At 31.5% G+C, this 12,260-nt stretch carries 12 protein-coding genes; 2 read left to right on the forward strand and 10 right to left on the reverse strand.

The window, feature by feature from the left end; genetic code table 11:
• From ACKVOD_RS00675 to ACKVOD_RS00705, 7 genes are all read right to left on the reverse strand, one after another.
• Nucleotides 1-336, reverse strand: a 336-nt coding sequence (locus ACKVOD_RS00675) for an efflux RND transporter permease subunit (RefSeq protein ID WP_409207556.1), incomplete at its 3' end; no start/stop codon positions are given.
• A 117-nt stretch (nt 337-453) separates the two neighbouring features.
• On the reverse strand, nt 454-846 hold the full coding sequence (locus tag ACKVOD_RS00680) for a hypothetical protein (protein WP_409207557.1): 393 nt from the start codon (nt 844-846) through the stop codon (nt 454-456).
• Nucleotides 847-879: 33 nt separating this feature from the next.
• Entirely contained in the window at nt 880-1,362 is a 483-nt protein-coding gene (locus tag ACKVOD_RS00685) for an ABC transporter ATPase (protein WP_409207558.1), read from the reverse strand.
• A 71-nt stretch (nt 1,363-1,433) separates the two neighbouring features.
• On the reverse strand, nt 1,434-2,225 hold the full coding sequence (locus ACKVOD_RS00690; RefSeq protein WP_409207559.1) for a (Fe-S)-binding protein: 792 nt from the start codon (nt 2,223-2,225) through the stop codon (nt 1,434-1,436).
• Between the two features lie 197 nt (nt 2,226-2,422).
• Nucleotides 2,423-3,748, reverse strand: a complete 1,326-nt coding sequence (locus ACKVOD_RS00695; protein ID WP_409207560.1) for a 4Fe-4S dicluster domain-containing protein — start codon at nt 3,746-3,748, stop codon at nt 2,423-2,425.
• 6 nt (nt 3,749-3,754) lie between these two features.
• The gene (locus ACKVOD_RS00700; RefSeq protein ID WP_409207561.1) at nt 3,755-4,720 is read right to left on the reverse strand and encodes an MlaD family protein; all 966 of its coding nucleotides are present in this window, start codon (nt 4,718-4,720) and stop codon (nt 3,755-3,757) included.
• Nucleotides 4,721-4,773: 53 nt separating this feature from the next.
• Nucleotides 4,774-5,937, reverse strand: a complete 1,164-nt coding sequence (locus ACKVOD_RS00705; protein WP_409207562.1) for an N-acetylmuramoyl-L-alanine amidase — start codon at nt 5,935-5,937, stop codon at nt 4,774-4,776.
• Between the two features lie 82 nt (nt 5,938-6,019).
• Here ACKVOD_RS00705 and ACKVOD_RS00710 point away from each other — a divergent pair, with 82 nt between their 5' ends.
• Both ACKVOD_RS00710 and ACKVOD_RS00715 read left to right on the forward strand, forming a co-directional pair.
• Nucleotides 6,020-8,755 (forward strand): putative LPS assembly protein LptD, encoded by a 2,736-nt coding sequence (locus tag ACKVOD_RS00710; protein ID WP_409207563.1) that lies wholly within the window; start codon nt 6,020-6,022, stop codon nt 8,753-8,755.
• Between the two features lie 33 nt (nt 8,756-8,788).
• On the forward strand, nt 8,789-9,169 hold the full coding sequence (locus ACKVOD_RS00715; protein WP_409207564.1) for a RidA family protein: 381 nt from the start codon (nt 8,789-8,791) through the stop codon (nt 9,167-9,169).
• Between the two features lie 19 nt (nt 9,170-9,188).
• Here the strand turns inward: ACKVOD_RS00715 and ACKVOD_RS00720 are convergent, their stop codons facing one another.
• The 3 genes from ACKVOD_RS00720 to pfkA all read right to left on the reverse strand — a co-directional run bounded on the left by ACKVOD_RS00720 (nt 9,189) and on the right by pfkA (nt 12,152).
• Nucleotides 9,189-10,040 carry an N-acetylglucosamine kinase gene (locus ACKVOD_RS00720; protein WP_409207565.1) on the reverse strand — a complete coding sequence of 284 codons (852 nt, stop codon included), beginning with the start codon at nt 10,038-10,040 and terminating at the stop codon, nt 9,189-9,191.
• An 89-nt stretch (nt 10,041-10,129) separates the two neighbouring features.
• Complete coding sequence (gene gap / locus ACKVOD_RS00725) at nt 10,130-11,134, reverse strand: type I glyceraldehyde-3-phosphate dehydrogenase (protein ID WP_409207566.1); 1,005 nt, start codon at nt 11,132-11,134, stop codon at nt 10,130-10,132.
• A 31-nt stretch (nt 11,135-11,165) separates the two neighbouring features.
• Nucleotides 11,166-12,152: a 6-phosphofructokinase gene (gene pfkA / locus ACKVOD_RS00730; RefSeq protein ID WP_409207567.1), complete on the reverse strand. Its 987-nt coding sequence runs from the start codon at nt 12,150-12,152 to the stop codon at nt 11,166-11,168.
• Nucleotides 12,153-12,260: the final 108 nt, after the last annotated feature.

The following is a 12,260-nucleotide window of genomic DNA, read 5'->3' on the forward strand; positions in this document are numbered from 1 at the left end:
TTCGGTTACCTGTTGTCTTGCCCAATAAACATCAGTATCATCATCAAAAACAATAGTTACCACTGATAATCCAAAACGAGAGAAACTACGAATTTCTTTCAGTCCAGGAATATTACTATTGGCTTGTTCGATTGGAAAGGTAATTAGCCGTTCAATATCGGTTGAGCCCAAAGATGGTGCGGAAGTGATTACCTGTACTTGGTTGTCCGTAATATCAGGAACGGCATCAATTGGTAAATTGGTAAATTGAAAAATTCCGTAACCAATAAGTGCAAGAGTAAATAAACCAACAATAAGTTTATTTTTTATAGAAAATTCTATGATTTTATTCAGCATAAATTTGAAATTAATGAAATTGATAAAAGTACCATTCGCTAAAATATGTAGCAAATAGCATTTTAATATTTAATTTGTACTTCAATAAAAGTAGCATTTAAATATACTAAAAAATCATTAACACAATTTGGGCGGAAGCCAAATACAGTCAAAAACATCGGAAGTGTAAAATTCTCTGTGGTAAGGAACAGTATTATTTATAGCAATACTGATTGGTTTTCTGAATGAAATGGTTGGTTGGTTTTCAAAAGCAATAACCGTATTTACGTTTGTATTTATTGTTTTGAAAGGTAAGTTTTGATGCTCGTCGTGTTTGTTGGTATCAGAATGTTTGTGATTATCATTGTAGTGACTTTTTACAAAATCAAAGAATGAAATATTGTGTTCGTCCTCGTGGTCGTGGTGTTCTGTGAAATGGACTATTAAATTGGGTAATTTCAATAACTGTCCTACTTCTGTGTTGGCACACAAGAATAAAAATAGGAATGATATTGCAATTATTTTTTTCACGGTTGTAAAAATAGGATTTTATTTTTATGATTTTCAAAAAAACCGGCTGTGCCAACTGTCCATAGCGGGAACTTCCCAAGATTCGTTGTATTCTTCGATATTGTTAACGAGATTATTGAAAACGATGGTATTTTCTGTAACGGCTTTTTCTTTTGCCATTTTCTTGAAATCAATCAATGTTTTGTGTGCAATATGTTCGCCATTTTTGAAAGTGACGTTCATTTTGTCCAACAAATCGACATTGTATTTTTGTTCTAAACTTTGAATAAATGCCACCGAAGAATCAATAGAACAGCCAGTTGCAGCTTGCACTTCCTGATTCACGGCAATAATAATGAATCGATTGTATTTTAATTGATACGATGATTCTAGTGCAACACTGTGTGCTTCCCATTTTTCAAGAAAAGATTGCAAAGCGATTTCTATTTGAGAAAATTCTTCATCTGAAAATTTTCTGTTGGATTGATAAATCCAGATTTTTGATTCTTCGGGTAAATTTTCGAAAGGAACTAACATTTGATTTTAGATTTAAGTCCCGAAGTTTCGGGAGCAGGTTGCAGGTTTCAGGTTGCAGGTTTTTAATTAATTTACAAATCTTGAGCATTAGCGATTAATTCGGCTATGTCCATTACTTTAACTTGACCTTCTTTTTCTTTGTTTTTGATACCGTCAGTCATCATAGTGTTGCAAAAAGGACAACCTGCGGCAATGATATCCGGTTGTGTTTCTAATGCATCTTCGGTTCTTTCGATATTGATTTCTTTATTTCCTAGTTCAGCATCTTTAAACATTTGTGCACCACCAGCACCACAACACAAACCGTTAGCACGGGAACGTTTCATTTCGACCAATTCAGCATCGAGTTTTTGAATTAAATCTCTTGGTGCTTCATACACATTATTGGCTCTGCCAAGATAACAAGGATCGTGAAATGTAATTCGCTTTCCTTTGAATTGTCCTCCTTCGATGGTTAATCTTCCGTCGTCTAATAATGATTTTAGAAACTCTGTGTGGTGAACTACTTCGTATTTCCCACCTAATTCTGGATATTCATTTTTCAAGGTATTGAAACAATGCGGACAAGCGGTTACAATTTTTTTTGCTTCATACGCATTGAGAACTTCTATGTTCATCATAGCTTGCATTTGAAACAAAAACTCATTCCCTGCACGTTTTGCTGGATCTCCAGTACAACTTTCTTCTGTTCCAAGAACTGCAAAAGGAACATTGGCACGATTTAGAATTCGTACAAATGCTTTTGTAATTTTTTTTGCTCTATCGTCAAAACTCCCAGCACAACCTACCCAAAATAAGACTTCGGGTTGTTTTCCTTGAGCAAGCATTTCGGCCATTGTGGGTACTATTAATACTTCTGACATATAAAAAAGTTTAAAGGTTTAAGGGTTTAAAGTTTTGAAAAACTGAAATCTGAAACCGTTTTGTATTATTAATTTATACTTCTCTGCGTGAGAGATAGTAGTGGAGCTCTTTTTTGTGAGGCTTTTTTGCCGAAAAAAAAAAGCGGGAACGTATAGCTCGACCCGAAGTTTTTACGAAGGGTCACGCCAAAATTATTCTACTCGTTTTTCCAATTTAGACGATCTTGCTGATTGTATTGCCATGGCGCTCCATTATTTTCGATATTGGTCATCATGGCGTTTATCGGTGTTGGCGCAGCACTTTGTTCCATCACCAAGTAGCGTCGCATATCCATAATAATCGAAAGTGGGCTAATATTTACAGGACATTCTTCAACACATGCATTGCATGATGTACAAGCCCAAAGCTCTTCGGGTGTGATATAATCGTTCAATAAAGCTTTGTTATCTGGAATAAAAACCCCTTTATTAGCATCGATATTTTTACCTACTTCTTCTATCCTATCTCTGGTGTCCATCATGATTTTTCGAGGAGATAGTTTTTTACCGGTTTGACTTGCAGGACATGCTGATGTACAACGACCACATTCTGTACAGGTGTAAGCATTTAATAATTGTACCCAATTTAAGTCTTGAATATCGCTTGCGCCAAATTTACTCGGTACATCCGAAGTTGGAGCTGCAGCATAAGGATCAGCGTTTGGATCCATCATGAGTTTCACTTCGTTTGTAACCGATTCTAAATTATCAAATTGTCCCTTTGGATTCAAATCAGCAAAATAAGTGTTTGGGAAAGCTAAAATAATGTGTAAGTGTTTTGAAAAATATAAGTAATTCAGAAAAACTAAAATTATTGATATGTGTAACCACCAAAAAGTTCTTTCTAGAATAAAAACAGACGTACTACTCATTCCGTCAAAAATCGGTGCTATGATTTGAGATATAGGGAAACTTCCCGCTTGAATATAATGACCAAAACCCCCTGGAACATATTGTAAGTAATAATCAGCAGCATTCATTAATAAAAATAAAGACATCAAAACAACTTCAAAATAAAGTATATAATCGGCGTCATTTTTAGGTTTTCCTTTTAAATCAGAACTAGCAAATCGTTTCAATTTTAGAATATTTCTTCTTGTCCAAAAAACAAATACTGCCACCAGAACTAATAATGCCAAAATTTCGAATGAGGCAATTAATATATTATAAGCAGTTCCTAAAAAAGCAAAAATTCTATGCGTTCCAAATAAACCATCGATTACAATTTCTAATAACTCAATATTGATGATTACAAATCCTACATAAACTATTATATGAAGTACACCAGCAATGGGTCTTTTAATCATTTTAGATTGACCAAGAGCAATCATAGCCATGTTTTTCCATCTGGCTTTGGCATTATCATTGCGATTGACTGCTTTCCCTAAATTTATGTTTCGGGTGATTTTTTTCACATTAGAATAAAAATATCCAAAACCTATAATTAAGAGTACGGCAAAAAGTATATTGTCTAAATAGCTCATAAAATGCTAGTTTTTATTTTTTGAAATGGTATCATTTACAGGCGCAACATAGGGCTTGTTTTTCTTTCCAAATAGTGAAACATTAACATAACGAGTTGGGTACAGTCGGACATCTTGCAATAACAACTCAAGTTCTTTTGATGTTTTTGCTAAATTGTTATACAGAGCTTCGTCGTTCATCATTTTGCCGATAGTTCCTTTTCCTGAATAAATTCCTGCCATTAACTTATCAACAGTTGCAAGAGTTTTTTCGAGATTTTTAGCAGTTTTTCCCAAATCTGCTTTGTTTAATGAATCTGATATTTTAGAAAAATCGCTTGATATTTTATTAAAATTAGTCACAACTCCATTTATTTGAGCTTTATTATCTTCTAAAAGAGAATTGACACTTGCCGAAGCTTTGTGAAATTCAACCATCGTTTTACTTAATTCTGATAAACTAATTTTTAAATCTTCTTGAGTTTTTTTATCTAAAACATTGTTTATTCCGGATATTAAAACATCAGCATTTGACATTAATTTCTCTAGTTTAACTTGTATTGGAACTAGTTTTTCGCTTATGGATGAAGTCAGGCCTAACTTAACATTCCCTTGCAATGTATCTCCATCTAACGCAAGAGTTTTGTCCTCATAATTAGGATAAATGGCAATTTGTTTCCCGCCTATAAAACCAGGTTCATAAATAGTAGCAACACTTGATTTAGAAATAGGGAAATCTGTTTTTAATTGTAATTCTACAATAAGTTTTCCTGTAGCTGAATCTATAACAATGCTATTTACTTTACCAATATTAAGACCGTTAAGTGTTACTGGAGCAGATGCATTTAATCCTTCAACATTTTCATATTCTACATAAAAAGTTTTGTAGTTTGTAAAAATGTCTTTGCCTTTTAAAAAACTATAACCCCAAATAAATAAGAGTATCGATGATATTACTAATATTGTAGTTTTAATTTCTCGTGTTAATTTCAAAATCAATAAGTTTATTCAAATTTAATATAAAATAATCAAATTTGATATTAATATTATCTAAGTGCTTCTTTAATACTTATACTTTTGCCTTCTTTAAATGCAATTAAATAGGCTGATTTATACCCTTTTGATTTTGCTTCTTTCAAAAGAATTTTAGCTTTTTCATAATCTGATGTTTCTCCATACATATATTTATACAAACTATTTGTTTGAGAAATTGAAACCTCATCCAACCCTTTAAAATTCTTAGGTGTCAATTCCAACTTTTTAACACTTGCTGAAAGTTGTACTTTAAATATAATACCTTTTAGTTCTTCTTTAAGAATTGGTTCTTTTTTAATAACTTGAGTATCTATTGTTTTTAAACTGTTATTAGAAGTGTCCTTTGAGGGTTTATCAATTATTCTCTGTGAAGGTTTATCATTAATAGGTTCTTCATTACCATTACCAAAGTATTCTTTTTTATAACTAATTATAGCATCAGCTACAGCTTTGGCAATATCGTTTTGTCCTTCTTCTGAGTCTAAAATAGCTCCTTCAATAGGATTCGAAATAAAACCAGTTTCGATTAAAATTCTAGGCATATAAGCTTTATGAAGAACCATATATGGGGCTTGCTTAACTCCTCCTCCTCTAATTTTCTTACCTAATGATTCAAAAGCTTCTTCGACTTTACTAGCTAACGATATACTATTGTCTAAATATTCCTCCTGCATCAAAGTCATCCCTATCATTGTTTCAGGTGAATTGGGATCAAAACCTTCATATTTTTGCTTATAATCTTTTTCTAGTGTAATAACAGCATTCTCTTTTTTGGCAGCTTCAAGATTAGAAGCTACTTTAGTCATACCCATCACATAAGTTTCTGTTCCGTCTGCAACAGTATTTCTGTTAGCATTACAATGAATTGATACAAAAATATTGGCATCAGCCCTATTTGCAATATTTGCTCTTTCAATTAAATCAATAAAAACATCGGTTTTTCTCGTATAAATAACATCAATTTTAGAATTTTCTTCTAAAATTTTACCCACTTTAAGAACAATAGCCAAAGCAATATTCTTTTCAACATGACCATTGTAAACTGCCCCAAAATCATGGTCACCATGGCCTGCATCTAAAGCTACTTTAAAAGTATTTGTTTGACAATAACTTATAGATGCAAAAAAAATTAAATTAAAAAGTAATATTAGTTTAGTTTGTTTAAATATGTACATAAATCTAAAAGTTAATTTTAATAAAAGAGGATGTTCATAAATTTAATAATTGACTATTTTTGACAAATATTTATATGTAAGTTTGAAACTTCAAAAAACAAGCCATAATTTTACAAAAATAGCATTAATCCCTTTGAATACAAACTTATTTAATATCGTTTTATTATCATTTTTCCTAACAATTGGTTTTGGCGAACTATATTCTCAGGATGTGAAAAGAAAACCAATGACAATACCTTCAACATTAAAAAACAAAAAACCTGAAACTAAGGTTGATAGTTCAAAAACCTACATTTCTTCAGCAATAATAGAAAAAGATAGTATAAAAATTGATACTTCTAAATCCAAAAAAGTTTTCCTAGATGGAAAAGTAAAATACAAAGCTGAAAAATATGCCAAAATAGAGCAAAAGAAAAAAAGAATTACATTATATAACAAAGCCGAACTTTATTACCAAGATATAGAATTAAAATCAGGAATAATTGTTATGGATTATGAAAAAAATGAAGTTTATGCAGGACGCATTAAAGACTCCACTGGCTCATTTACACAATATCCTAGTTTCAAACAAGGTGCTAATATTATCGAACCTGATTCTATAAGATTTAATTTTAAAACTAAAAAAGCTTTAATCTGGAATTCAAGAACAGAGCAAGGTGAATTTAAAGTAAAAGCAGCAATAACAAAAAAAGAAAATGATTCAGTTTATTTCTTAAAAGGCGCAAGATTTACTACCTCTAGAGATGTTGATCATCCCGAATATTATTTTCAAACAACTAAAGTAAAGTTTATACCAGGAAAAAAAGTAGTTGCTGGCTTAACAAATTTGGTAATTGCGGATGTACCTACTCCGTTAGCTTTGCCATATGCATTTATACCAATGAGCAAAGAAACTAGTATTTCAGGCATCATACTTCCAAGTTATAATGATTCTAATAGTCGTGGGTTTTCATTGCAAAATGGAGGCTATTATTTTGCACTTACCGATAATTATGATTTAACAGTTACTGGAGATTATTATACTAACGGAAGTTATGGAATGCGTTTTGAATCATCTTATGCCAAGAGATATTATTACAGGGGCAATTTGAATTTTCGATTTGAAAATTTAATTACAAGTGAAAGAGGCTATCCAGATTATTTCAAACAAAAAATATACAATATTCAATGGTCACATTCTAGAGACACGAAAGCAAATCCTAATTCAAGTTTTTCCGCATCAGTTAATCTTGGAAGCAGTAAGTATTTTCAACAATCTATAAATCAGGTTAATATTGGGTCTAATCTAAATAACACTTTAAGTTCTTCTGTTTCATATTCTAAAACTTTTAATTCAATTCCGCAAGTTAGAATGTCACTTACTGCAACACATTCACAAAACACGCAAACTCAACAAATTGATATGACGCTACCAACACTGCAAGCTAGTGTAGATAGAATATTTCCTTTTGCAAATAATGGTGGAGAAAAAAAAGGTTTTTTTAAGAACATCAATTTACAATATAATTTAAATGCAAGAAATAGTTTTACAACAACCGATGTTTTATTTTTCAAATCTGAAATGTTTAAAAACGCTAAAGTTGGTATGGAGCATTCGATTCCAATAAATACTAATTTTAAAATATTTAAGTATTTTAGCGCAACCACTTCTGCAAATTATAAAGAAGTTTGGTATTTAAAAACAACAAAAAAAGGTTATGATTCTAATCAAAGTAAGGTTGTCGATGCAGAAATAAATAGATTTGATGCTTATAGAACTTATTCTTTTTCTTCTAGTTTAGGAACAACAATTTATGGGACTTTTAATTTTGGAGAAAACAAAAAGATTAAATCTATTCGACATGTAATGCGACCTTCTATTTCACATAGCTATACTCCAAGTTTTAATAAATATTTTGATACTTATGCAACAGATGCTAGTGGCGAAAATATAAAGGAATATACTCGTTTTGAAAATGGCATTTATGGAGGACCTAATAATAATTACTCTAATAGCATTGGATTTGATTTAAGTAACACATTCGAGGCTAAAGTAACAGATAGAGATAGTACTAAAACCGAAGCTAAAAAAATAATGCTTTTAAATAACCTAAACCTTTCAACAGGATATGATTTAAATGCTGATGGTAAAACGAATCTTGCATGGTCTGCAGTAAGATTGAGTGGTGGCACACAGTTTTTTAAAGAAAAAATGGTAGTGAATTTTGCAACTACTCTCGATCCATATGCTATTGACAATTCTGGAAGTAGAATAAATGTTTTTAATATAGATAATGGCGGAAGTTTGTTTAGAATGACGAGTGCCAATATGACCATAAATTATTCGTTATCAAGCAGTGATGGTGATGAAAATAAAAATGACAACAATCAAGGCAAAAGAAATGGTGGTCGTGAGGATGACTTATTTGGAGCCAATACTGACATAGGAAGTAACAGAAGAAGCCTTTTTGATGATGACAAAAAGAATATAGTATCGGAGTTTTTTAGGTCAAAACTGCCTTGGGATATGACTTTCGCTTATTCAATTACTTATGGCAATAATAATAGAGAGAAAAGTATTACTGGTAATTCCATAATGATTTCAGCCAACGCTGATTTAACTCCTAAATGGAAAACTGGGATTTCGACTGGTTATGATTTTGTTCAAAAAGGTGTCACTTTTACACAACTCCGTTTTGAGAGGGATTTATTGAGCTGGAGAATGGATTTTAATTGGCAACCCTTTGGAGATTTTGCAAATTGGAGTTTTTTTATAGGTATAAAATCAGGAATGTTGAGTGACATAAAATGGGATAAACGAAGCACATCAAATAGATAATATTTAAAATTAATCTTTTAGTCTAATTGCTATATGAAAAAAATAATTTATTCCGAAAATGCACCTGCCCCTATTGGCCCTTATAATCAAGCTGTTTTAAAAGGTAATACTCTTTATACTTCTGGTCAAATTGCAATACATCCAATAAGCGGAGAATTAATAACAACCACTATTGAAGAAGAAACAAAACAAGTAATGGAAAACATGAAGGCTGTACTAGAAACGGCTGGAATGACTTTTGAAAACGTAGTGAAATCAACAATTTTCATTAAGAATATGAACGATTTTGGAGCTATAAACACTATTTACGGATCATATTTTAACGAAATAACCGCTCCAGCTCGAGAAACGGTTCAAGTATCCGGTTTACCTAAAAATGTAAATATAGAAATTTCTATGATTGCTATTCTTTAAACCTTTAGATGAAAAATAATTATTTATTTGCGACATGATAATCAATAAGACCGTCGATAGGCCTTCTTAAAACATTTCCTAATTGTAAATTATATTTATCAAAGGTTACTTGCAATTCATCTTTTAGATAGAAAGCTATAGAACCTATAAAATGAATTGGCACTTCTTTATGATTTTCATATTGCATGATGTAATTTTTTACAAAAGACTTCATGCCTTTATAAATAATTTTTTTACAAAATTTGGTGTCTTTATTCTGAATTAAAAACTTAGCAAATGTTGCTAAATAAGCATTAGGATTTGGTTCTTTGTATAATTTATTTTTAATAAAATCAGGGTCTAAATCATACATTTTTTCAAATTCTATAGCTAATTCATTTGGCATTTTATTAAAATAATACTTTCGTATTAATTCCTTACCTAAAACATTACCACTACAATCATCCATTACTATGTAGCCTAGTGATTGTACTTTTTGATGCAACTCTTCTCCATCAAAATAACTACAGTTAGAACCAGTACCCAAAATACAAACAATTGCTTTTTCTCCTATTGGAGTGGTTGCATAAACCGCTGCATAGGTGTCTTCTTGAATAACAATAATGGCTTTAGTAAAATAGTTTTGAAAAACTTTTTTTAATGAAATTTTCATATTATCAGTTCCACATCCTGCACCATAAAAGAATAGGTGTGTTGCAATGTCTTTATTTTGTAATAAATCAAATCGACTATTAATACGTTCAATAATTTCTTCTCCGTCAAGTATTTCAGGATTTAAACCCAGAGTTTGAGTAGTAAATAATACTTTACCATCATCATCAATTGCAATCCAGTCGGCTTTTGTTGAGCCACTATCAACTAATAATCTCATTATATTTAATTTAGATTTACGAAAAGGGTTTTTAAGGATATAAAAATCCCGTTAAATAAATTTAACGGGATAGTCTTTTCTTTATATAATTATTTTAAACCCGCAATATGAACTGACAAATCAATTAATTTACTTGAATAACCATATTCGTTATCGTACCAAGAAACCAACTTAAAGAAAGTTGAATTTAAACCAATTCCGGCAGTAGCGTCAATAATAGAAGTTCTTTTATCTGAGATAAAATCCTGAGATACAACAGCATCTTCAGTATATCCCATAATTCCTTTCATTGTAGTTTCAGAAGCTAATTTTAAAGCAGCCATAATTTCTTCATAAGAAGTTTCTTTAGCAACTTTTACTGTTAAATCTACCGTAGAGACATCAGCAGTAGGAACACGGAAAGCCATACCGGTTAATTTTCCATTCAATTCTGGAATAACCTTCCCAACAGCTTTTGCAGCACCTGTCGATGAAGGTATAATGTTTATGCTTGCTGCACGACCACCTCTCCAGTCTTTTCTTGAAGGACCATCAGCAGTCATTTGAGTTGAAGTTGTAGCATGAACGGTTGTCATTAAAGCTTCAACAATTCCAAAATTATCATTAATAACTTTAGCCAATGGAGCTAAACAATTTGTAGTACAAGATGCGTTAGATACTACCAAATCAGAAGCTTTTGCTGTTTCATGGTTTACACCCATTACAAACATTGGAGCGTCAGCAGATGGAGCAGAAATAATTACTTTTTTGGCACCACCTTTAATGTGCTCATTAGCAGTATCTATAGTAGTAAAAATACCTGTGCATTCTGCAACTACATCAACATTAACTTCGTTCCATTTCAAGTCAGCTGGATTTCTCTCGGCAGTAATACGGATATTTCTTCCGTTTACATATAACTTCCCTTCTTTTACTTCAACTGTACCATCAAAACGTCCATGAACTGAATCATATTTTAATAGATATGCTAAATGATCTACATCTAACAAATCATTTATTGCTACTACCTCAACATTATCTCTGTTGAAAGATTCTCTGAAAACAATTCTTCCTATTCTACCAAATCCGTTTATTCCTAATTTTACTTTTGACATTCTTTTTTTAATTAATCGTTAATTTATTTTATTATGTTGACATTATTTCTGAAACTCTTAATAATTCTCTATCAATTTCTGTATTTCCTTTGATAGCTTTTAATAAAGGTGTAAGTGCAATTTTATTATTTAATAACCCAACCATATAATTTGATTTTCCTTCTAACAAGGACTCTACAGCTTTTACACCAAATCTACTAGCAAGTACTCTATCAAAACAAGATGGTGATCCGCCTCTTTGCATGTGACCTAAAACAGAAACTCGAATTTCATATTCAGGTAAATTAGCCTCTACATAATCTTTTAATTCGAAAACACTTTTGCCAATTTTATCCCCTTCAGCAATAACTACAATACTAGAAGACTTTCCTGAAGCTTTACTTTTGCGAAGCGATTCAATCAACCTTTCTAGTCCCATGTCTTCTTCTGGAATCAAAATCTCTTGAGCACCAGCACCTATTCCTGCATTTAACGCTATATGACCGGCATCTCGACCCATCACTTCAACAAAAAACAATCTATTGTGTGAATTGGCGGTGTCTCGAATTTTATCTATACATTCTATAACCGTATTTAAGGCGGTATCATAACCTAAAGTATGACTTGTGCCAAAAATATCATTATCAATTGTACCTGGAATTCCCATTACTGGAAACTTATACTCTTTATTGAAAATTTCTGCACCTGTAAAGCTACCATCTCCGCCAATTACTACAAAAGCATCAATTTCTGCTTTGATGATTTCATCATATGCTTTCTTTCGTCCTTCTGCTGTTCTAAATTCTTTTGAACGCGCTGATTTAAGTATTGTTCCGCCTTTATTTATTGTATTATGTACACTTCTAGCTGTCATAATTTCAAAGTCTCCTTCAATCATACCTTGATATCCTCTGAATATACCAACACATTCTATATTATGAAAAGCACATGTTCTAACTACTGATCTAATTGCTGCATTCATTCCTGGTGAATCGCCTCCTGAGGTAAGCACACCAATTTTTTTTATTATTTCTGGCATTAAAAATATATTTATTTGTAAAATTAATAAACATTCAACAATATCAGAGTCACTTTCCAATTAATTACCAATTTACCATTAAATTCAAACGTTTTAGTTAATAAGTTG

The organism is Flavobacterium sp., from assembly GCF_046155325.1.
Classification (GTDB): domain Bacteria; phylum Bacteroidota; class Bacteroidia; order Flavobacteriales; family Flavobacteriaceae; genus Flavobacterium.

Excerpts from the sequence above, each read along its gene's own strand:
- ACKVOD_RS00685 (WP_409207558.1), bottom strand. The coding sequence starts at position 1,362 with ATGTTAGTTCCTTTCGAAAATTTACCCGAAGAATCAAAAATCTGGATT.
- ACKVOD_RS00690 (WP_409207559.1), bottom strand. The coding sequence starts at position 2,225 with ATGTCAGAAGTATTAATAGTACCCACAATGGCCGAAATGCTTGCTCAA.
- ACKVOD_RS00695 (WP_409207560.1), bottom strand. The coding sequence starts at position 3,748 with ATGAGCTATTTAGACAATATACTTTTTGCCGTACTCTTAATTATAGGT.
- ACKVOD_RS00705 (WP_409207562.1), bottom strand. The coding sequence starts at position 5,937 with ATGTACATATTTAAACAAACTAAACTAATATTACTTTTTAATTTAATT.
- ACKVOD_RS00715 (WP_409207564.1), top strand. The coding sequence starts at position 8,789 with ATGAAAAAAATAATTTATTCCGAAAATGCACCTGCCCCTATTGGCCCT.
- ACKVOD_RS00720 (WP_409207565.1), bottom strand. The coding sequence starts at position 10,040 with ATGAGATTATTAGTTGATAGTGGCTCAACAAAAGCCGACTGGATTGCA.
- gap (WP_409207566.1), bottom strand. The coding sequence starts at position 11,134 with ATGTCAAAAGTAAAATTAGGAATAAACGGATTTGGTAGAATAGGAAGA.
- pfkA (WP_409207567.1), bottom strand. The coding sequence starts at position 12,152 with ATGCCAGAAATAATAAAAAAAATTGGTGTGCTTACCTCAGGAGGCGAT.